At 53.0% G+C, this 21,855-nt stretch carries 19 protein-coding genes; 9 read left to right on the plus strand and 10 right to left on the minus strand.

Annotated elements, in window-relative coordinates; translation table 11 throughout:
• Nucleotides 1-35: 35 nt before the first annotated feature.
• Nucleotides 36-1,082 carry a J domain-containing protein gene (locus DA718_RS21735; RefSeq protein WP_167492812.1) on the minus strand — a complete coding sequence of 349 codons (1,047 nt, stop codon included), beginning with the start codon at nucleotides 1,080-1,082 and terminating at the stop codon, nucleotides 36-38.
• A gap of 320 nt (nucleotides 1,083-1,402) precedes the next feature.
• On the opposite strand from DA718_RS21735, the gene copA reads away from it, so the two are divergent.
• Complete coding sequence (gene copA, locus DA718_RS21740; protein ID WP_112214198.1) at nucleotides 1,403-3,904, plus strand: copper-exporting P-type ATPase CopA; 2,502 nt, start codon at nucleotides 1,403-1,405, stop codon at nucleotides 3,902-3,904.
• A 178-nt stretch (nucleotides 3,905-4,082) separates the two neighbouring features.
• On the opposite strand, the gene DA718_RS21745 is transcribed toward copA, so the two are convergent.
• From DA718_RS21745 to DA718_RS21765, 5 genes are read right to left on the minus strand one after another with little or no spacing between them, the layout of a single operon-like run.
• Nucleotides 4,083-5,333 carry a phospholipase D-like domain-containing protein gene (locus tag DA718_RS21745; RefSeq protein ID WP_112214197.1) on the minus strand — a complete coding sequence of 417 codons (1,251 nt, stop codon included), beginning with the start codon at nucleotides 5,331-5,333 and terminating at the stop codon, nucleotides 4,083-4,085.
• The gene (locus DA718_RS21750; protein WP_112214196.1) at nucleotides 5,326-5,973 is read right to left on the minus strand and encodes a MotA/TolQ/ExbB proton channel family protein; all 648 of its coding nucleotides are present in this window, start codon (nucleotides 5,971-5,973) and stop codon (nucleotides 5,326-5,328) included. Before DA718_RS21750 ends, DA718_RS21745 begins: the two co-directional genes overlap by 8 nt.
• Before the next feature lie 19 nt (nucleotides 5,974-5,992).
• The gene (locus DA718_RS21755) at nucleotides 5,993-8,233 is read right to left on the minus strand and encodes a TonB-dependent receptor family protein (RefSeq protein ID WP_112214195.1); all 2,241 of its coding nucleotides are present in this window, start codon (nucleotides 8,231-8,233) and stop codon (nucleotides 5,993-5,995) included.
• Between the two features lie 36 nt (nucleotides 8,234-8,269).
• The gene (locus DA718_RS21760) at nucleotides 8,270-9,031 is read right to left on the minus strand and encodes an energy transducer TonB (RefSeq protein ID WP_112214194.1); all 762 of its coding nucleotides are present in this window, start codon (nucleotides 9,029-9,031) and stop codon (nucleotides 8,270-8,272) included.
• A gap of 1 nt (nucleotide 9,032) precedes the next feature.
• A complete protein-coding gene (locus tag DA718_RS21765) occupies nucleotides 9,033-9,440 on the minus strand; it encodes an ExbD/TolR family protein (RefSeq protein WP_112214193.1) in 408 nt (135 codons plus the stop codon).
• 322 nt (nucleotides 9,441-9,762) lie between these two features.
• Here DA718_RS21765 and DA718_RS21770 point away from each other — a divergent pair, with 322 nt between their 5' ends.
• Together DA718_RS21770 and ybaK are read left to right on the plus strand one after the other, a co-directional pair.
• Nucleotides 9,763-10,557 carry a TraB/GumN family protein gene (locus DA718_RS21770; RefSeq protein WP_112214192.1) on the plus strand — a complete coding sequence of 265 codons (795 nt, stop codon included), beginning with the start codon at nucleotides 9,763-9,765 and terminating at the stop codon, nucleotides 10,555-10,557.
• A 201-nt stretch (nucleotides 10,558-10,758) separates the two neighbouring features.
• The gene (ybaK, locus tag DA718_RS21775; RefSeq protein WP_112214191.1) at nucleotides 10,759-11,238 is read left to right on the plus strand and encodes a Cys-tRNA(Pro)/Cys-tRNA(Cys) deacylase YbaK; all 480 of its coding nucleotides are present in this window, start codon (nucleotides 10,759-10,761) and stop codon (nucleotides 11,236-11,238) included.
• A gap of 39 nt (nucleotides 11,239-11,277) precedes the next feature.
• Here the strand turns inward: ybaK and DA718_RS30510 are convergent, their stop codons facing one another.
• Nucleotides 11,278-11,442: a hypothetical protein gene (locus DA718_RS30510; protein WP_167492813.1), complete on the minus strand. Its 165-nt coding sequence runs from the start codon at nucleotides 11,440-11,442 to the stop codon at nucleotides 11,278-11,280.
• A 48-nt stretch (nucleotides 11,443-11,490) separates the two neighbouring features.
• Nucleotides 11,491-13,143, minus strand: a complete 1,653-nt coding sequence (ushA, locus tag DA718_RS21780) for a bifunctional UDP-sugar hydrolase/5'-nucleotidase UshA (protein WP_112214190.1) — start codon at nucleotides 13,141-13,143, stop codon at nucleotides 11,491-11,493.
• Nucleotides 13,144-13,306: 163 nt separating this feature from the next.
• On the opposite strand from ushA, the gene DA718_RS21785 reads away from it, so the two are divergent.
• The 6 genes from DA718_RS21785 to DA718_RS21810 all read left to right on the plus strand — a co-directional run bounded on the left by DA718_RS21785 (nucleotide 13,307) and on the right by DA718_RS21810 (nucleotide 19,357).
• Nucleotides 13,307-14,527 (plus strand): MFS transporter, encoded by a 1,221-nt coding sequence (locus DA718_RS21785; RefSeq protein WP_112214189.1) that lies wholly within the window; start codon nucleotides 13,307-13,309, stop codon nucleotides 14,525-14,527.
• Between the two features lie 484 nt (nucleotides 14,528-15,011).
• Nucleotides 15,012-16,691, plus strand: a complete 1,680-nt coding sequence (gene ybaL, locus DA718_RS21790; protein WP_112214188.1) for a YbaL family putative K(+) efflux transporter — start codon at nucleotides 15,012-15,014, stop codon at nucleotides 16,689-16,691.
• Nucleotides 16,692-16,956: 265 nt separating this feature from the next.
• Nucleotides 16,957-17,508, plus strand: a complete 552-nt coding sequence (locus DA718_RS21795; RefSeq protein WP_167492814.1) for a fimbrial protein — start codon at nucleotides 16,957-16,959, stop codon at nucleotides 17,506-17,508.
• A gap of 20 nt (nucleotides 17,509-17,528) precedes the next feature.
• Nucleotides 17,529-18,128 (plus strand): fimbrial protein, encoded by a 600-nt coding sequence (locus DA718_RS21800; RefSeq protein WP_130624395.1) that lies wholly within the window; start codon nucleotides 17,529-17,531, stop codon nucleotides 18,126-18,128.
• A 24-nt stretch (nucleotides 18,129-18,152) separates the two neighbouring features.
• Nucleotides 18,153-18,725, plus strand: a complete 573-nt coding sequence (locus DA718_RS21805) for a fimbrial protein (RefSeq protein ID WP_112214185.1) — start codon at nucleotides 18,153-18,155, stop codon at nucleotides 18,723-18,725.
• Between the two features lie 47 nt (nucleotides 18,726-18,772).
• Entirely contained in the window at nucleotides 18,773-19,357 is a 585-nt protein-coding gene (locus tag DA718_RS21810) for a fimbrial protein (RefSeq protein WP_130624396.1), read from the plus strand.
• Nucleotides 19,358-19,418: 61 nt separating this feature from the next.
• Here DA718_RS21810 and DA718_RS21815 read toward each other — a convergent pair whose 3' ends face one another.
• Nucleotides 19,419-20,723 carry an inosine/guanosine kinase gene (locus DA718_RS21815; RefSeq protein ID WP_112214183.1) on the minus strand — a complete coding sequence of 435 codons (1,305 nt, stop codon included), beginning with the start codon at nucleotides 20,721-20,723 and terminating at the stop codon, nucleotides 19,419-19,421.
• A gap of 63 nt (nucleotides 20,724-20,786) precedes the next feature.
• Nucleotides 20,787-21,749 (minus strand): ferrochelatase, encoded by a 963-nt coding sequence (gene hemH, locus DA718_RS21820; RefSeq protein WP_112214182.1) that lies wholly within the window; start codon nucleotides 21,747-21,749, stop codon nucleotides 20,787-20,789.
• Nucleotides 21,750-21,855 lie beyond the last annotated feature (106 nt).

Genomic DNA, 21,855 nt, shown 5'->3' on the forward strand with positions numbered 1-21,855 from the left:
CTACGCCGTCATTCTAGCGCCAATCAGCATAAAAACTATAGCGGAGCCTGCTGGCATATCAGGGTGAAGGGAACAGACAGAATGCGAACATCGTTATTGTAATCATTGATATAGCGATAAATCATAGTGCCATCGGCCGGGAAAAATGTACTGGCGTCCATATAGTCGCCAATATGCGGGCACATAATGCTCCACGGGTTTCTGCCATTATAGGCAGGGCTACTATCGACAATGGTCTTCGCTACAAATGTCGCAGGGTTTAACGTGATATTTGCGCTTTGAGAATAGTAATGAATGTCATACACCAGCGAGTGACCATCAATAAAGATATCGCCTAAGTTAAGGCCTTTATTTTTATAAGAAGGAGCCGACTTTTGCCTGGCATCAGCTTCATTGCTCATTAATGAGCGCATAAAATTATTACTGGCCGTTTCCTGGTCAGTGACCGATGCAGGCGCGTTGACCACACTTTCGACCGCCGTTTTACTTACTTCACGGCCAATCACTCTAATCACCCCAATGACAATAAGCAGCACCACCAGGCCAAGGGTGAATTTGAAAATTCGCACAACCAGTCTTTTTCCAGCACTCACCACCGGCGCGCCTTTCTGTTTAACAAAATCTTTGCCTTTACCAAATATCTCTTCCGCTACGGTAAAAGCTTCGCTGGCTTTTGCCTGATAAGAGTAATCAGGATCCTGCTTGCGGCGCTGATTCATCCACTCATCTTTGCGCTTTTGTAACTGATACTCTTCTTCCCATTCCGCTTCCATCTTCTGCCAGAAATCGCGATAGGCACGCTCTTCCTGCTGGCGTTCACGCTGGCGATCGTGCTGTGTGAATGCGCTGTTTTCCCGATTCTCCTGCTGAGCAATCCACGCATCGTGCTGGGCGCGAAGTGCCGGATCGGCAAGCGTACGCCAGGCTTCATTTAATAGCTGGATGATTTTGGTTTTTTCATCTTTTAGTTCAGGCGGATGGCGATCCGGATGGTGAATAAAAATAAGGCGTTTATACGCTTTCTTAATCTCCTCCACCGACGCGGTGCGAGAAACTTTAAGATTATCATAATGAGTTTGCACTTCTCTTCTCCCGGGATACTGCGTGAAACACCTTCCCTTTTCCTCAATCAGGGTCGGCATCCGGCTCGCCCTGCAAAAATAAGCTCTTTCTGAAACCAAAAAACACAGAAGCCACGCACTCATATTTGAGCGTTCTAAAGTCAGCCTGGAGATAATTATCAGAGAGCAAGTCTTTCATTTTACGCCGCGCGCGCTTTTATCCGCTATTCCTTATTTAACGTGGGGGACGAACGATAAAAATCACCAGGATTAACGCTTGACCTTCCAGTTGCTGGAAGGTTTAAGCTTAAGCACAGTTGTTAAACCAAGGAGTCAAAACCATGTCTCATACTATTGACCTGGCGCTTGATGGCCTCTCCTGCGGCCACTGCGTTAAACGCGTGAAAGAAAGTCTGGAACAGCGTCCTGATGTTGAGCTGGCGGACGTTACCGTTACCGAAGCCCACGTCACGGGCAGCGCCAGCGCTGAATCGCTGATTGAAACCATCAAACAGGCCGGATACGGCGCGGAGCTCAGCCACCCAAAGGCTAAACCGCTGGCAGAATCATCAATCCCGTCGGAAGCGCTGACAGCGGCCACCTCTGAGCTTCCGGCAGCCCGTGACGAGGATGACAGCCAACAACTGTTAATCAACGGCATGAGCTGCGCCAGCTGCGTCTCCCGGGTACAAAACGCGCTTGCCGCGGTACCGGGCGTGTCGCAGGCGCGGGTCAACCTTGCGGAACGCACTGCGCTGGTGATGGGCAGCGCGTCCGCAGCAGAATTAGTGCAGGCGGTGGAAAAAGCAGGCTACGGCGCGGAGGCCATCGAAGATGATCTTGAACGTCGCGAGCGCCAGCAGGAGACCGCCGTCGCCACCATGAAACGCTTCCGCTGGCAGGCTATCGTCGCTCTGCTGATCGGTATCCCGGTGATGGGCTGGGGGATGATCGGCGACAACATGATGGTCAGCGCTGACAACCGTTCGCTATGGCTGGTTATCGGTCTTATCACTCTGGCGGTGATGGTATTTGCTGGCGGTCATTTCTACCGCAGCGCATGGAAAAGCCTGAAGAACGGCACCGCCACCATGGACACGCTGGTGGCGCTCGGTACCGGAGTCGCCTGGCTCTACTCGATGAGCGTCAACCTGTGGCCGCAGTGGTTCCCGATGGAAGCCCGCCACCTCTATTATGAAGCCAGCGCGATGATTATCGGCCTGATTAACCTCGGCCATATGCTGGAAGCCCGCGCGCGCCAGCGTTCTTCTAAAGCGCTGGAAAAATTGCTCGATTTAACCCCGCCGACTGCGCGTGTGGTCACCGATGAAGGCGAAAAAGATCTGCCGCTGGCGGAAGTTCAGGCTGGGATGACCCTGCGCCTGACCACCGGCGATCGCGTCCCGGTCGACGGCGTGATTAGCCAGGGAGAAGCGTGGTTTGATGAAGCCATGTTGACCGGTGAACCAATACCGCAGCAAAAAGGCAACGGTGACGCCGTTCACGCCGGGACCGTGGTGCAGGACGGCAGCGTGCTGTTTACCGCCAGCGCCGTCGGCAGCCAAACCACTCTGGCACGAATCATCCGTATGGTGCGCCAGGCACAAAGCAGCAAACCGGAAATTGGCCAACTGGCAGATAAAATCTCCGCCGTGTTCGTCCCGGCGGTGGTAGCGATTGCGCTGTTCAGCGCCGCGATCTGGTACTTCTTCGGCCCGGCACCGCAAATTGTTTATACCCTGGTGATCGCCACCACGGTGCTGATTATTGCCTGTCCTTGCGCACTGGGGCTGGCGACGCCGATGTCGATTATTTCCGGCGTGGGTCGCGCGGCTGAATATGGCGTGTTGGTTCGCGATGCCGATGCGCTGCAGCGCGCCAGCACGCTGGATACGCTGGTCTTTGATAAAACCGGCACCCTGACCGAAGGTAAGCCGCAGGTGGTAGCGATAAAAACCTTTGCCGCAATTGATGAAACAACCGCTCTGCGTCTGGCTGCGTCTCTGGAACAAGGCTCCAGCCACCCGTTGGCGCGAGCCATCCTTGATAAAGCCGCCGACGACCGACTGCCGACGGTCAATAACTTCCGTACTCTGCGCGGGCTGGGCGTCAGCGGAGAAGCCGAAGGTCATAACCTGCTGCTCGGCAATCAGGCGTTACTCAATGAGAACAATGTGCTGACCGCCGAAATAGAAAGCGAAATGACCGCCCAGGCTTCTCAAGGGGCAACGCCGGTGCTGCTGGCGGTGGATGGCCAGGCGGCGGCGCTATTCGCCATTCGCGATCCGCTGCGTGAAGATAGCGTGGCGGCACTCGCCAGACTGCATCGTCAGGGCTATCGGCTGGTGATGTTGACCGGAGATAACCCGACCACCGCCAATGCCATTGCCAAAGAAGCGGGTATTGATGAGGTAATTGCCGGGGTGCTACCGGACGGTAAAGCCGATGCCATTAAGCGTCTGCAAAGCCAGGGGCATCAGGTGGCGATGGTTGGCGACGGTATCAACGATGCGCCCGCGTTGGCGCAGGCCGATGTCGGTATCGCCATGGGCGGCGGCAGCGATGTCGCCATTGAAACGGCGGCTATCACCCTGATGCGCCATAGCCTGAACGGCGTCGCCGATGCGCTGGAAATTTCAAAAGCGACGTTGCGTAATATGAAGCAGAACCTGCTGGGAGCGTTTGTTTATAACTCACTGGGCATTCCGATTGCCGCGGGGATCCTCTGGCCGCTGACCGGTACCCTGCTTAACCCGGTAGTCGCCGGAGCGGCAATGGCGCTTTCCTCGATTACGGTCGTGAGCAATGCCAACCGTCTGCTGCGCTTTAAACCGAAATCATAGGTGGCGCTGAACCGGTAGCCCGATTGCGGTACAGCAATTTCCGTGCATTCCCCGGAGGCGGCGTTAACACGCCAGTCCGGGCTACCATCCCTGAGACAGCAGGGACCCCATCCCCCCGGTAAGCAATCGCGCCACCGGGGATCTTCCCTCAAACCGCGTTGAACTGTACCCTGATTTTCTATTCGTGCTCGCGACCTGGATGCGGGGCCGGATAATCGAAGTCAACTTTGATCGGCTCCGCGTAGCGGCTGTTCCATAGCTGACTGTAAAGCGCGTCCACGCGCTCTGCCATCGGCACGCTATTCAGCACCAGCTCAAGGTTGCGTGAGTTATCAAAATAGCCCCCGCTCCAGTTGCTGGTTCCCACCCACGCCGTCGAACCGTCGATAGTCATCAGCTTACTGTGCACCACCCTCGCAAACGGGATAAATCCCCGACTGGCGGGAGGAATGGTCACTACCTTTAGCTGAACGTTAGGCACCAGAGACAGGCTCTTTAACCAGAACACCTCCGGTTTTTTCAGATTCCAGCTGGCAACCATCAGTTCAACCTGCACGCCGCGCGCTGCCGCGCTGCGCAGAGCGTTATCAATGGGGGCATAGAAAGGTCGGTTTCCCTTCTCACCCCATGATAGCGGCGCGTAGTCCATCACCTGCACCCGGATCCGCGACTTCGCATTGGCCAGCAGACGCGGCAGTTCAACCTGCGAATCGATCACCCCGCTCGGGTTGTAATCGCGCGGGCTGGCAACCAGATAATTGCCCTGCGGGGCTGATTCCGGAGCCTGCCATGCCAGCTTCGGCACCGGTTTATTTTCTGCAAGCAGGGCCTGCGCCTGCCAGTCCTGATCGAAAATAGCCTGAATCTGCTGTACCGCTTGCGCATCGCTGATGCGCAGACCGGTTTCCTGAATCTGCTCCAGCGCACGCCAGTCAAAATTCTGGCTACCAACAAAAGCTTGTTTACCATCTACCAGCAAATACTTGGCGTGGACAATCCCGCCGGTCAGCCGATGGAACGGAATAATTCGCAGCTCCAGATTCGGGATCGTTTTCAGCGCCGCCAGCGTTTCCGGCGTCGACAGGCCAACGCCCTTCTCCTCCATCAGAAAACGAATTTTCACCCCGCGTTCACCGGCTGCCCGCAGATGATTCAGCACGCCGTCCAGCAGAGAGCCTTTTTCATTTGCCACGTAAAACTGCGCCAGATCGATATGACTGTGCGCCGCGTCAAACATCTGCTGCCAGACTTCGGCAGCATTACGCAAATCGTTATCCTGTAGCGTAGTTTCCTGCGGCGCGTTATACACCAGTTCATAACCCGGTATCGAAAACGCCGCCTGCGCGGGCAGGCTTAACAGCACCCAGGCGCTCGCGAACAGGCTCATCAGGCGGCCTCCCGGCCACCCGCATCGACGATAATCAGGCATAACGCTGCGCCTCACGACCATCCCAGCGATTTCTGCCCTGTTCCGGACGACTAGCCGGGCTACCGGCGCGGATCAGCAGTACCTTCAGCAGTTCGTTAATGCGTTCCATGCGGCTTTGCAGGTAGTTATTACCTACCAGGCACAGCAGCGCGATCGCGATCCCCAGGCCGGTGGCATACAACGCGGTGCCCATCCCGGCTGAAACCATACTGGCATCAGAGACGCCCGAGGCGGAGAGCGCCTTAAAGGTATCCATAATCCCCAGAATCGTACCCAGCAGGCCCAGCAGCGGCGCGGCGGTAACGACGGTTTCGAGCATCCATAGCCCGCGCGACATCTGCGGTTTACTCAGCAGGTACTGGGCGTCAATTAAGTCGCTCATTGCCTCCCGGTCTTCCGCCGTCTGTTTTTTCTCCAGCACCGGCAGAATAATGGTCAGCGGAAGGCTATTGCGCCCGGTCAGTGATTCCGGCAAGTCCGACACACGGCGGACCTCCGGCGTCAGCGCCTTCTCAAAGCGCTGAGCCTGACGCTGGGCCCATGAAAAATAGAGCCCGCGTTCCACCAGAATCACCACGGCGATCGCCAGCGCGGCATACATAACGTAGAAAATAATGTCGTGAATCAGGTTGGCATCCATCAAAGTGCCCTCCGGTTAATTAAAAGGTGGCTTCCAGCGAAACGCTAAAGGTGCGCTCTTCGCCGACGTTGTAATACGGGGTACTCGCTTTCACGCCGTCGTAAGGAGCAGCGTTAAAGGTCGTCGAGCGTACGGAGGTCAGGTACTGTTTATCGAACAGGTTATCGATACCAAAGCGCAAAGTGGCGCTTTTAACTATTTTTTTGTCCACCGGCAGATGAACGCCCGCGGCGACATCAAACACCGTGCGCCCGCCGATTTTTTCGTCGTTGGTCAAATCGCCATAGAACGAGCTAACGTATTTACCGCCGAAGCTCCCGTAATAGAGGCCATCGTCATAACCCAGCGATGCATTGAGCATGTTTTTCGGTACGTTAGGCACGGTTTTGCCTGCCGTTGGCAGCGGATGACCGCCGTTGCTGACAATGTCATCTTTTTGTTCGGAATGGGTATAGGTGTAAGAGGTGTAGTAGTTAAAGTTGTGCGGCAGCTTACCGCTCCACTCCAGCTCTACACCTTTACTTTCGACGCTGCCGATATTCATCATTTCGTAGTCGCCATCCGCATTGGTGGTCGAAATCTGACGGTCGGTATAGCGCATGTAGAAAAGCGTCGCGCTCAGCAGCATATCTTCACGCTGGAAACGCCAGCCCAGCTCGTGGTTCCAGCTCAGCTCCGGCTTGGTGTTGATTGAATCGCCGACGTTGTAGAGCACGTAGTTTGGCGGCGTACGCATGTTGCGGGTCAGGTTATAGAACAGCTGGTTTTCCATATCCGGCTTATAGCTAATGCTAAAGTTCGGCAGGAATTCATGGTAGGTCGCATTGCGTTTTTCCGGGGCGTTATACAGGCTGCCTTTGTTATCGCCTTTACGTTCGACGTACTGGTATGCCAGCCCGCCCACCAGCGTCCAGTCCGGCGTCACAAACCAGGTATCCTGAAGCCATACTTTTTGCGCCGGAGTGACGGTGTACTGGTTACGGCCCTGTACCGTGTTGCCGTTGGCGTCTTTCACCTGATCGGAGCCGCCCGGTTTACCGGAGACGTTCGCCGGATTGCCGTCATCCTGAATGCTGATAAACGGCTGGGTCTGCGACTGGCGCGCCCGTTCGTACCAGTAGCCGATATCCAGACTGTGCTCGTCGTTAATGTCCCACTTCAGCTTAGTGGTGACGCCCGGTCGCCAGGTCTGGGTCCACGAAGGTCGGTAGTAGGTATTGGAACTCAAATTGCTCAGGTCGTACTGCCCGGCTTTATCGGAGGTATTCGACAGCACCGACGCCGTTTGCCCGGTAAAGCTGCCACCGTTACCCCAGTAGTAATAGGGTTGAACGGTTAACGCGAGGTTGTCACGCAACTGCAATCGCTGTGAGAAAGAAAGCGTGAAGGTTTCAAACGGGTTGCGGTTGAGCTTGTAATATTTGCTCAACTGACCTTTGTTGTTATAGACCGGAGAGGTCGAGTAGTCCTGACGCGGGTCTTCATCAAACTGCGCTTTGCTTAGAGTGTTGTAGTTGCTGTTATCCTGGCGGTTGTACTTCATGATCAGGTTACTGCTGTTGCCGTTCCCGTCCTCATAAAGCGAGTTCATCTCGAACTTATCGGAATAGTTACGCCCTTCTCCGCGCCATTTTTTGGCTTCAGTGTGCGAGTAAGAGAGCCAGTTGCTGAAACCGTTGTACTCGCCGGTCTCCAGGCGGGCGAAAGTTTTGCTCAGATTATTGCTGCCCAGCGTTTGCTTAACGAAGCCGCCGAATTCTTTGGAGGGGCGCCTGGTAACAAGACCAATGTTACCGCCGCTGGATCCGATATGCGGGCCGTCAGCTTCGGAAGATCCCTGAGTAACAAAGATCTGCTCAAGGTTTTCCGCATCGCCCAACAGGTTCGGATAGACCGCGTAGTTGCCCGAATCGTTAATCGGGATGCCATCCATCGACAGGCCGATTTGATCGGAGTTCATCCCGCGCATGGTGTAATCGATACCGCTCAGGCCGCTGGCGTCATTACTGTTGACGTTCATACCCGGCGTATATTTCAGCATGTCGATGGCATTGCTGGCACCCGGCGCTTTATCCATCGCTTCTTTGGTCAGAGTGGAGCGTGCTTTGCTGCTGTCTTCCTGCACCATCAGACCGCCGCCGAGCGACTGTCCTTTGACGTTAATCTCCCCCACATCGCTACTTTCCGCCGCCAGCGAGGAACCCGATAACAATGCCGACACCACAGCTAATGCAATCCCAGAATAACGAAAATTCTTCATTTCTTTTCCTATAAAAAACAAATGATTAATTAGGCTTTATGGAGCCTGATAATTAAACGTCGCGGTAAATTTTTTGCTTCTTTGTCCGGCAAAAGCCTCTTCAGGAAAGGGCTTCAGCTGGCTAATACTTTGTAAAGAGCTCAGCGCAGCACGATTGAGCAGCATGCTCGGGGCCTTGCTGGCAATACCGGAAGCCAGCACTCTGCCGCTACGATCGACTTCCAGCCACACCTCAACGTTGCCCTGCGGACGTTCCAGCGAAGCCTGGCGGCCGCTCGGGTAGCGTTTGCGCTGCTCCAGCTCGCGTCGCAACATCTGCAGATAGCCATTTTCCACCGCCTGCGCGTTCACTTTCGGCGTCGGAGGAGAAGGCGGCGCGGCGGGTTTACTCACCACCGGGCTGCGCACGACGGCGGGCTGCGGCGCCACACGTTCCTGTGGCTTCGGCGCTTTCTCCTGAACCGGTTTTGGCTTCGGCTTAGGTTTTGGTTTAACAACTGGTTTGGCCTGGATAATGGGATCCGGAGCAGGAACAACAGGCTCAGCAATCGGCTCCGGCTCAGGTTGGGGTTCCGGCTGCGGCTCAGGTTGGGGTTCCGGCTGCGGCTCTGGCTGCGGCTCCGGGACAGGTTCTGGCTGCGGTGGCTCGGGTTCGGCCAGCGACAGTTCCATCACCGTATCGTCATAATGCGGCTTCACCTGCAGGACGGCCTGCTGGCTGACGAACAGCAAGCATCCGGCGATGACTATCGCGGGTAACCAGCTAACAACGTGACGTGAGCGATAAAGCAGATACATATCACTGCTTCCGTGTGGCGATGGAAATGGAGAAGAAACCGCCCTGACGCAAGGTATCCATCACTGCGACCAGGCGTTCCACCGCAACCTCTTTATCGCTGTTGACGATAATGGTGGTGGTTTGATTTTCCTGCTGTTGTTGCTTCAGGGTATTAACCAGCGCATCAAGCACCAGCGGCTGGCCATCAAGCTGCAGCCGATCGTCAGCGCCGAGGGTGATAATGGCTTTTTTCTGCGGCTTAAGCTGTTGAGCGCTGCTGGCCGATGGCAGCTGGGTTTTCAAGCCCAGAGCCGGGATCACATTCAGGCTAATCAGGACAAAGAAGACCAGTAAAAACATCATCACATCGATCATCGGGATCAGTTCGATATGGGCTTTATTCTTTTTAGGCTCACTCCAGTTACGCATGACACTCCCCCCAAAAATTGAAGGGGTCAATATAGAAGCGCTTTGTTTATTTTTCGTTACAGATTTTTTATTTTATTATCACAATTCACCCATTTTTGAGAAAAAAGCACCATCCACGACTTGCGCAGAAAAACACAACAATTTGATTTTAATATATAATTTATTTCAAAATGCCATTGCGAAAATTGCAAAAAACAAGAACATCAAATTTTTTTGTTATTTTTATGACATTGTAAAAGACCTGTTCCTTTGCGCCCTATCCGCCCTCTTGCGCCTCTGTTTCCCGCGCGATAGCATGGGCTCCTCACACTACGGAGCACGTATGGGCCTGTTAAACCGAATAAAAATGCTGTGGCAAACCGCCGTCGGTTCGTCTTATTCCTGGCCCGCGCTGGATGTCACTCTTCCCGGCGAACGCTATTTGCACCTGGTTGGCAGTATTCATATGGGCACCCGCGATATGTCGCCCCCTCCCGCCAGGCTGTTGAAAAAGATTCGCCAGGCCGATGCGCTCATTGTTGAGGCCGATATTACCGGCAGCGAAACGCCGTTCAGTAACCTCCCCTCCTGTCCGCCGCTGGCGGAACGCCTGAGCGCATCCCTGCTCGCGGAACTAAAAGAGCGAACGGGAGAAATGGGCCTGTCTGTTGCGCTATTTGATAGTCAGCCGCTGTGGCAGGTCGCGATGGTCTTGCAGGCCACCCAGGCGCAAAAGCTCGGGCTAAGGGCGGATTACGGTATTGATTATCAGCTGCTGATGGCGGCGCGTGAGAGCAATATCCGCGTGATGGAGCTGGAGGGTGCCGACAGCCAGATTGCGCTGCTGCGGGATCTGCCCGACGGCGGACTGGCGCTGCTGGAGGATACGCTGACCCACTGGCGCACGAATGCGCGTCTGCTGCAGGTGATGATTAGCTGGTGGCTGGAGCAGCCGCCATCAAAAGGCGCAACCGTGCTGCCAACAACCTTTAGCCAGTCGCTATATGATGTGCTGATGCATCAGCGCAACCTGGCCTGGCGAGAAACGCTGCTGGGGCTGCCGCCGGGGCGCTACGTGGTTGCCGTAGGAGCGTTACACTTGTACGGGGAAGGGAATCTGCCGGATATGCTGACATAAAAAAATGGCCAATATCTCTATTGGCCCGTCAAAGAGGAATTTCATCATTATTATTATTCCGGGGTTCACGCCCCGGATCGTCTGATTGTCGCTCAAAGTGACCATCACTGCCAATACTATTGCGCAAGATGATACTATTTTTTAGACAGCCGTCGGGCGTATGCTTAAGTCACATGAAATCGGTTGGTAAGAAGGATAACGATGACTCCCGCCGTAAAATTACTCGAAAAAAACAAAATCCCTTTTAAGATCCACAGCTACGATCACGATCCGAACGAAACCAATTTTGGCGATGAGGTAGTGCGTAAGCTGGGGCTGAACGCTGACCAGGTCTATAAGACTCTGCTGGTCGCCATCAACGGCGATATGAAACACCTTGCCGTCGCGGTAACTCCGGTAGCGGGTCAGCTGGATTTGAAAAAGGTAGCGAAGGCCTTAGGCGCGAAGAAAGTGGATATGGCCGATCCGATGATCGCGCAGCGCGTCACCGGTTACCTGGTGGGCGGTATCAGCCCGCTTGGGCAGAAAAAGCGCCAGCCAACGGTAATTGACGCTCCGGCCCAGGCGTTTGCCACCATTTATATTTCAGGCGGTAAGCGCGGGCTGGATATTGAGCTGGCGGCCAGCGATCTGGCGAAGATCCTTGAGGCGAAATTCGCCGATATCGCGCGGCGCGATTAACCCCTGCTTTATCTCAGAGGATAATCCCGGAGGCGGCGCTTAACGCGCCTTGTCCGGGCTACCAATCCACAGATGGCTGCAAACCCGTAGCCCGGTCAGCGTAAGCGCCACCGGGAAGAAGCAACGCCAGGGGATCAGGTACGGCACATTTCCCGGAGGCCGCGCTTGACGCGCCTTACCCTGGCTACAAAACCCAAACCGCATGGCCACGTAGCCCCGGTAAGCGTAAGCGTCACCGGGGAGTTTCAGACATTACTGCCAGCTCACCTCGTCTTTCGGCTCAAATGCTTCAACATCCAGCGGAGAGTTTTTCTGGATGTACTCCTTCAGCACTTCGGCGTCGATAAAACCGGTATTGACATAGCCTGGTTTGGTATCGATATGCGGATAGCCATCGCCACCGGTAGCGTTAAAGCTCAGCGTCGCCATGCGGTAGGTTTTCGCTGGGTCTACCGGCTCGCCCTTGATGGTCAAATCGTTAAGCTTGCCGTCTTTAGCCACAAAACCAACGTTAGCAAACTGCGGATAAGCACCGGAATCCGGCTTCATCTGCGCCACGGCGGTCAGATACTCCGTGACTTCCTTGCCGCTCATATCGACATACACCAGCACGTTGCCAAAGGGTTGCACCTTCATCACGTCTTTATAGGTGATATCGCCCGCTTCAATCGAATCACGCACCCCGCCGCCGCTCATCACCGCAAAGTCGGCATTACTACGCGCCATTTGCGCTGCCAGCAGCAGACGACCCATATTGGTTTGCACGAAACGAACTTTGCTGCGATCGCCCTCCAGATGTCCGTTCACACTGCCAATTTTCACCTGCAGCTGCGCTTTGCCTTTATTCTGGAACGGCGTTAGCAGAGAGAGCATCTGCGGGTTTTCGGCGATTAGCGGCGTATAGAGCACACGCTCGCTGTCACCGTTATCGTAGGTGATCTTTTTCTTCAGGTTGACCGGAATCAGCTGATAGTGCACCAGCTTCATTTCACCATTGCGGAATTCAAAGTCGGCGCGGCCAACATATTTACCCCACTCGTGGGCCTGGACTATCCAGATACCGTTCTGTTTGTCCGGCGCGCACGGGCTGCCCGGCACATAATCCACCTGTTTTTTATTCTCAGACGCCATACATACCGGATCCTGAGAGTGGCCGCCGACGATCATTGCCAGCGAACCTGCCGGCAAGCTACGCGCCATCTCAACGTCGCCCGGTGCATTAGAACCGTGCGCGCCGTTGTCATAATGTCCCATATGGGTGGTCGCCAGAATCACGTCCGGCTTTTCGTTCTGCTGCAGCTCCTGAATCACTAATTTGGCTTCTTCCGCCGGTTTGCGAAATTCGATATCCGTAAAATACTCAGGATTACCAATTTTCGCCGTATCGTCGGTCGTCAGGCCGATGACCGCAATATTCAGCCCACCGCGTTTAAACAGCGCCCACGGTTTAAACAGACGCTCACCAGTACTTTTCTGGTAAATATTGGCGGAGAGGAACGGAAACTTCGCCCATTTTTCCTGCTGACGCAGTACGCTAAGCGGATTATCAAACTCATGGTTACCCACCGCCATCGCATCATAGCCAATCAGGTTCATACCGCGAAAATCGGGCTCCGCATCCTGTAAATCTGATTCCGGTACGCCGGTGTTAATATCACCACCGGATAACAGCAGCACGCTGCCGCCCTCTGCTGCCACCTCTTTACGAATACCGTCCACCAGCGTTTTTTGTGCCGATAGCCCATATTCGCCGTAATCGCTACGCCAGAAGTGACCATGATGATCGTTAGTATGCAGGATGGTAATTTTGTAGGTTTTATCCTGCTCATAAGCCTGTGCCGACAGGCTTCCCAGCGATAGCGCTGTGAATAATGCCAGCACAACGCCCCGTTTGATCAATTGCATATTTCTCTCCCTGACAAAGTAACAAGTGCCGAAAGTATAGCGAGTTGGTGAATTAGACAACTTTGTTTTCAGAAATGAGACTTTATTCAAACCTTAGGGGCAGGTATGTTAGGCGGATAATAATTCCACCTGCATCCTCTATAAAAAACACTTAAGTGAACCTATGGCAATGAATCAGACCGCACAACCCTTATCCGGCCCCGCTGCTGCGCCGCAAAAAGCACGCACCTCGTTTCGCATTCTGGGGGCCATCAGCCTCTCTCATTTGCTAAACGATATGATCCAGTCGCTCATCCTGGCTATCTACCCGCTTCTACAGGCCGAGTTTTCCCTGTCCTTCGTACAGATTGGGATGATCACCCTCACCTTCCAGCTGGCATCGTCACTTTTGCAGCCGGTGGTTGGCTATCTGACCGACAAGCACCCGATGCCGTGGTCGCTGCCCATTGGCATGTGCTTTACGCTTTGCGGTCTGGTCCTGCTGGCGATCTCCGGAAGCTTCGGAATGGTTCTGCTGGCCGCTGCGCTAGTGGGTACCGGCTCATCGGTGTTTCACCCGGAATCTTCGCGCGTTGCGCGAATGGCCTCGGGCGGACGCCACGGCCTGGCGCAGTCAATATTCCAGGTTGGCGGTAATTTTGGTAGCTCATTAGGGCCGTTACTCGCCGCTCTCATTATCGCCCCGTATGGCAAAGGTAATGTAGGCTGGTTTGTGCTGGCTGCGCTGCTGGCCATCGTGGTGCTGGCGCGAATTAGTCGCTGGTATGCCGCCCAGCATCGTATGAACAAAGGTAAACCAAAACCGGTAATTATTAATCCGTTGCCGAAAAACAAAGTGATTCTTGCAGTTAGCATCCTGTTAATGCTGATTTTCTCTAAATACTTCTATATGGCGAGCATCAGCAGCTATTACACCTTTTATCTGATGCAAAAATTCGGATTATCGGTGCAAAATGCGCAATTCCACCTGTTTGCTTTCCTTTTTGCGGTAGCGGCAGGAACGGTGATTGGCGGGCCTGTTGGCGATAAGATCGGGCGTAAATATGTTATTTGGGGCTCTATCCTTGGCGTCGCACCGTTTACCCTTGTTTTACCCTACGCCACATTAGAATGGACCGGTATTTTGACGGTGATCATTGGTTTTATCCTCGCATCGGCCTTTTCCGCCATTTTGGTCTACGCACAGGAGCTACTGCCGGGCCGTATTGGCATGGTTTCTGGTTTGTTCTTTGGTTTTGCCTTTGGCATGGGCGGACTCGGAGCTGCGGTACTGGGGCTGTTAGCTGACCATACCAGTATCGACCTGGTCTATAAAATCTGTGCTTTCCTGCCTCTTCTCGGCATCCTGACGATATTTCTTCCTAATAACCACCAAAAATCGTGAATATCCGGCAGCCAAAGTGAAACCTTGGCTGCCGCAACCCCTTACCCAATCAGCATCATCCCGCATTATCTTCTGCCATTTTGCTGTCCGTGCTTTTTTGCGGATTAATTCCATTTTTCTGCAAAATTCAACAATTATTCATAAACAAAACCGCTGAAACTGTCATAAACTATTACTCGGTTTTTTGGTTTTTATACCCTAAATAATTCAAGTTGCAGGACAAGGCGCTTGTGCCTTGAACAGTGCTTGCGCTGGCCCGTAGGCCGAGTAACGCGGCGACGCAGGGAATCCCCAGGAGCTTGACTTCCGTAAGTGACTGGGGTGAGCGACAAATCTGTCAGGAACAGATTTGAACACTGTATCGCGGTGGCCCGTAAGGGCGAGGCTCATGGATGAGCCGAGTAACAAAGCCAACGCCCATGCAAATTGAAGTATGACGGGTATATGCCGAAAATGGATCAGCTCACCACTGCAAGGAGACGGAATGCACCACGCAACACCGCTAATCACCACCATTGTCGGCGGCCTTGTGCTCGCCTTTATTCTCGGCATGATTGCCAATAAGCTACGTATTTCTCCTCTGGTGGGATATTTATTAGCGGGCGTGCTGGCCGGACCTTTTACCCCTGGCTTCGTTGCTGATACCAAGCTGGCGCCTGAACTGGCCGAGCTTGGCGTGATCCTGCTGATGTTCGGCGTGGGTCTGCACTTCTCCTTAAAAGATTTAATGGCGGTAAAGGCCATCGCTATTCCCGGCGCCATCGCCCAGATAGCTGTGGCGACGCTGCTGGGTATGGCGCTCTCGGCAATGCTTGGCTGGTCGCTGATGACCGGCATTGTTTTTGGTTTGTGTCTTTCTACCGCCAGTACCGTGGTGCTGCTGCGCGCGTTGGAAGAACGACAGCTTATTGATAGCCAGCGGGGACAAATCGCCATCGGCTGGCTGATTGTTGAAGATCTGGTGATGGTGCTGACGCTGGTTCTGCTGCCGGCCGTCGCAGGTATGGCGGAGAAAGGCGACGTTGGTCTGGCCTCCCTGGCCCTCGATATGGGCATTACCATCGGTAAAGTCGTCGCCTTTATTGCAATTATGATGCTGGTCGGCCGCCGCCTGGTGCCGTGGATTATGTCACGCAGCGCCGCCACCGGCTCACGCGAGCTGTTTACGCTGTCGGTACTGGCGCTGGCGCTCGGTATCGCCTTCGGCGCGGTTGAGCTGTTTGACGTCTCCTTCGCCTTGGGCGCATTCTTCGCCGGTATGGTGCTGAATGAATCCGAACTGAGCCATCGCGCAGCCCACGATACGCTGCCGCTGCGCGATGCGTTCGCCGTTCTGTTCTTCGTTTCTGTGGGTATGCTGTTTGACCCGATGATTCTGCTGGAGCAGCCGCTGGCGGTACTGGCTACGCTGGCAATCATTATTTTCGGTAAATCGGCTGCCGCTTTCTTCCTGGTAAGGATGTTTGGGCACTCACCGCGCACCGCGCTAACGATTGCCGCCAGCCTGGCGCAAATCGGCGAATTCGCCCTTATCCTTGCGGGTCTGGGAATGGCGCTGAATCTGCTGCCGCAGGCCGGGCAAAATCTGGTGCTCGCCGGGGCGATAATCTCAATCATGCTCAACCCGGTGCTGTTTACCCTACTGGAAAAATACCTCGATAAAACGGAGACGCTGGACGATCAGACTCTGGAAGAGGTGCTTGAAGAAGAGAAACAGATCCCCGTCGATATTTGCAACCATGCGCTGCTGGTGGGTTTCGGTCGCGTCGGCAGCCTGCTTGGCGAAAAACTGATGGCCCAGGGCGTGCCGCTGGTGGTCATCGAAACATCGCGTACCCGCGTAGACGAGCTGCGTGCGAGGGGCATTCGCGCGGTATTAGGTAATGCCGCCAACGAAGAAATTATGAACTTGGCGCATCTGGACTGCGCCCGCTGGCTGTTGCTGACCATACCTAACGGCTATGAAGCCGGGGAAATCGTGGCTTCGGCACGCGAGAAGTGCCCAAATATCGAAATCATCGCCCGCGCCCACTATGACGATGAAGTGGAATACATTATTGAACGCGGCGCGAATCAGGTGGTGATGGGCGAGCGTGAAATTGCCCGCGCAATGATAAAACTGCTGGAAACACCACCAGCGCCACTGGAAGTGACCACGGGATAAGACTGAAGCGGAGCCGATATCGACAAAGTGTCGGCTCCCGTTAATGACTAATTATTTTCAAATATCAAAAAACACTCCAAATTATTTACCACCCGTTATTACCCGTTAATTTAAACACAACCCATAACAATTCATACCTATAATAAAACCGTCATAAAAAGTCAAAATAAACAACCTCATTAACCACCTTATTTTGTTTACTACAAAACAATTTTCCATTAATCTCTAGAGACATCTATTTTTTATATTAATGGAAGCCATAATAATGACGTGTAAAAATATGCTATGGAGCAGCATAATAAGTTTTATTATGCTATCCGCTAATACTCATGCCATCGATGGAACAATAATATTCAAAAGCACATTAACAATCGGTGCTTGCAAGGTACACGCTAACACTCACAGTACTCCGGCAACAATGCTAAATGACATCAGTTTAGCCATGCCTGCAGTTTCGGCCAGCAACCTTAACGGCAGCGTGTCGTTCATCATCAACGTCAACTGTTACTCCGAACAGATTAATCTCGATAACGTAAAAATCCGCTTTACCTCCGACTCGGCAAATGAAAATGGTATTTTACTAAATACCGCAGCAAACGGAGCATCCAATATAGGTATCAGGATTGCTACAGCAACAGGAGTACCGATAAAAATCAACGCACCGGGAGAACGTAGCGCTGTGGCACCCCATTACAGTAGTTCATACAGTTCGCTTCAAACCGAATACATCGCTTCTTATCAAAAACTGAACGAGATGCAAGAAGTGAATGCTGGCCCAGTAGAAAGCATGCTGAATTACGAAGTCATCTATTTTTAACCTGCAGAGAGTTAACCATAATGAAGAAAATGTTAAAGTTAGCAGGTCGAGGAATAATGACCATCGGCCTCATGACATCGTTATTAATATCCCCAGCGCACTCTGTTGATGGTTCGTTTAATGTTGCAGGAAACATTGTTAATGAAACCTGTATTGTTGAAGGAGTAGTTGTCATTCCTCCATATGGTGGCAATAATATACCAGCCAGAGATATGGTCATTGAATTTGGCTCACATATTTCTTTCGATGGTGATGAGACAACAACCTATTTCGTCACCGGAATCCCTTTCAGTATCAAACTATCTAACTGCGCCGCTACGGTAGCATGGCAGAATGTTCGCCCCAGATTTACCACATCAGGGAAACTGGATGGCAAAGGTATGTTGATTAATATGGATAAAGCCGGGCCGCAGAATATATCAATGTACATTGATAAATATACAGATGGTAGCTTTACAAAAATTAAGTTTAACGAAAGCTCAGGCCCCGCAACGCCCCTGCCAACCTCGCCAGGTAACGTTAATCTCAACTATCGTTTTTCACCCTATAAAACCGGAAGTTTACCGACCAAAGGCGGGCCGATTCTTGGTATTGTTAATTATGAGATCGAGTATCTCTAACATGTTGCATAAAAGGAATATACCATGACATATACCCGATTTAAGCTCTGGAGCGGCACATTTGCATTGCTAGTGTGGCCGGGTATTTCTCAAGCCGCTGATGGCACCATGATATTCAGAAGTACACTGTATGCCGGTGCCTGCATGATTAACGCTGACACGCCGGAAGTTTATAAGGGGTTACGCAACCTCACCATTCCGCTACCCGCAGTCTCAACCAGCACCCTTAGCGGTAGCGTGCAGTTTAATATCTATATTTCGTGCCAATGGACGGAATTAGTTAATCTCGACAACGTGAAAGTCAGTATGACGTCCGATGCAACCAACAGTGACGGCGTTTTGCTGAATACCGCAGCCAACGGCGCTACCAACGTTGGCATCCAGATCAGCCATGATTCAGGAGCACGGGTGAAAGTGAATGGCCCCGCTGAGAGCAGCAATGCAACTCCCCGCTACAGAACCGGCACATCATGGAATATCCACGGAAGTTACCTGACAATGAAATATAGCGCTTCGTATCAAAAACTGGATCCCTCTCAGGCCGTTACTCCCGGCCCCGTACAGAGCGTACTGAACTATGAAGTTATCTACTTTTAATACCCGCGGATACGAAGCATAAAGTCTGATAATAAAAGGTTCACATTATGTTAAGCATAGTTCAAATAACGATGATGGTATTCACCTTATTTTCCATCACTGCATGGGCTGCCGATGGTAGCATTAATGTAGAAGGTAATATTATTAACAGTACCTGTAAGGTCGAAGGGGTAGTCATCGATCCCGATGACGGCGGCAGCGGCGTTCCCAGCAGGGATATTGATTTTGAATTTAGCTCCCATGTTTTTATCGATGGCGATCAGCAAACCACTAATCAGACAGGTGACGTCCGTTTTTTTATCCGACTCGCCCATTGCCAGGCAACTGCAGAGATACAAAATGTCCGCCCGCGATTTATTACCTCAGGCACGCTTGATAGCGGAGGCAGATTAATCAATATGGATAAAAATGGCCCACAGAACTTTTCGATGTATATCTATAGCAACCAGGATGTGGGTTATCCCGCCGACATGATCGGTTTTAACCAGAGCACCGGAAAGAGCTACACCCTTCCAGCATCCCCTGAAAAAATTGATATGTATTACATATTCAGAGTATGGAAAACTGATGGCCAGCCCACAAAGCTCGGGCCAATTCTCGGCATTATCAGTTATGAAATAGAATATTTTTAACCCCCCGGAACCGGCATCGAAGCACTTTCCGGGGAGAGACGTCTTTACATCTTGCCCGGAATTAACGCTCCCAGTAGGCCTCTTCCAGGCTGTCTTCACGCTCCGGCAGGCCGCGGGTCAGGCGCGGCGAGTGCTGATTCAGCACCTGATAACTCACGCGGTTTGCGTATTTGCATACCTGGGCCAGCGATGAATAGGTCAGCCACTTGCACTTGTGCTTACTGGAGTTCGGCACGTTATTGCGATGATAGTTGTTGGCGGTGATATCATGCAGCAGCGCCGCCAGCGCACCGTCGCCCGCGCCGTTGGTATTCATGATCTTCTCCGGCCCGCCCATATAGGGTGCGATATGTGAATAAATACGCAGAGGATTCACGCAATCCTGATGGCGCATCGCGCGGCTGAACTCAAACTGGTTAAACTCGGCAATCGCTCCCGGCAGCAGCGGATGCTGGGTTTTACGCTTAGCCTCTTCCTCAGTAAAACTCGCCATATAAAGCCCGGCAGGCCCGGCGGTGCATAGCACGAGATCAACCCACTCCAGCGCCTTATCCGATGCCAGAAGCGGATCGCCAATGCCCGTCAGCGCTTCAGCTTCCTCTTCGTTCATCGCCAGAATAGATACGTGCTCCTTAAGGAACGTCTGCCACCACTGCGGGTTATCAGCGATGACGTATTTGGTTCCCAGCGTCAGGACCACCGGCACGTCATGCTTTTTCGCATATTCGATGGCTTTCATCGTGGCGTCCGGCATCGGCTCGCCCGGTTTGCAGCGCACAAGATAGGAGGTCAGTACCAGTGCGGATGCTCCGGCAATAACGGCTTCCGGGATACTTTCCGGACGCAGCTTATTCATATGGCCGGGACTAATCGCAAAGGTCCGCTCGCCGGAATCGCTAATCAGCGTAAAGCAGCGGCCAATCGCGCCCTCTACGCCTTGCAGGTAGTTCAAATCGGTTCGGCTGGAGGTATTACATAAATAGCGATAGGCGTAGCTACCAATTTCTATATTGCTGCACATGACGCCAAGCAAAACCGAGCGGTCATCCGCCAACACCGAGTAATTGTGCATGGTATTACCAATGGTGCCACCGGCAAACTGATGGGTGATCAGGTCATTACGTACCAGTTCCTGATACAGCGCCTCAGCAACATCATCCTCAATCACCAGCGAATGACCGGCGCTCAGACCGTAGCGTACGATAAACGACTCATCCACTTTCGCCTCGATATCCACCAGCGTTTGATCGATACCGACCACCCAGGCGACGTTAGACTCATTTTCTGGCTGAATTTGTTGCAGCAGCGGATCGCGAGCGTTGACGGGAAAGTAGTGTTTAGACTTGCGTTTACCGGGAAATTTCATAGTGATGGTTTATGGACAGTGAACAAGCGGGAAATAGTAGCATACTCCCCGCGACAGGCGCGATCAGCGATAGGTTGCTGTCAGGTTAACCATCATTTCGATATGCGCGGAGTCCGCGTTAAGTGCAGGAATATATTCATATTGCTGCCCACCGGCTTCAAGGAAAAATTCCCGGTTCTGTACCGCTATCTCTTCCAACGTTTCCAGACAATCAGCGGAAAAGCCCGGGCAGATAACCTGAACATGCTTCACGCCCTTCTCACCAAGCATTTTCAACGTTTCATCGGTGTAGGGTGTCAGCCAGGGTTCGCGGCCAAAGCGCGACTGAAAAGTCATCATCACGCGGTCCGGAGGGAGCCCCAGAGCCGAAACCAGCTCACGTGTAGTGTCGCGACAGCGCTGGGGATAGCTATCCCCTTCATGGGCATAACGCTGCGGGATCCCATGATAAGAGAGCAGAAGTAAATCAGGCTCACCATGCACCGCAAACGAAGCGCGCACGCTGGCGGCCAGCGCGTGAATATAGTCCACATCATCGGCATAATCGCGAATAAAGGAGATGCCCGGGATTGCGCGCTTTTTGGCAAGAATACGCGCCAGTTCATCCCACACGGCTGCCACGGTGGAGCAGGAGTACTGCGGATAGAGCGGGAGCACTACAATATGCTCAACGCCCTGCTCCATGAGTTCATCCACTGCGCTTTCCAGCGACGGCGAGCCATAGCTCATCCCCAGCGCAACGGGCGTATCTGGAAGGCGTTCTGCCAGCGCCTTCTGCTGCTGACGACTGTAGACCATCAGCGGCGACCCCTCTTCCATCCAGATAGACTGATAGAGTTTGGCTACTCGGGGCGCGCGCAGAGGCAGTATCACACCGCGCAGCAGTGGCCACCACAACAGACGAGAGGTATCCACCACCCGCTTGTCGCTAAGAAATTGTCGCAGATAGCGCTTTACCGCATCGGGCGTGGGCGCATCGGGGGTGCCTAAATTGGCTAATAAGATACCTGTTTTCGTCTGATGCATTACCGCCTCTTAACCATTTGAATCGCTGACAATTGTAGCTGAAATGGCGCTAAACGGAACCAATCATAGAAAAAGGTAATATGAGAGGAATTCTCATCCCGCAGTT

It is taken from the genome of Klebsiella huaxiensis, from assembly GCF_003261575.2.
Classification (GTDB): Bacteria; Pseudomonadota; Gammaproteobacteria; order Enterobacterales; family Enterobacteriaceae; genus Klebsiella; species Klebsiella huaxiensis.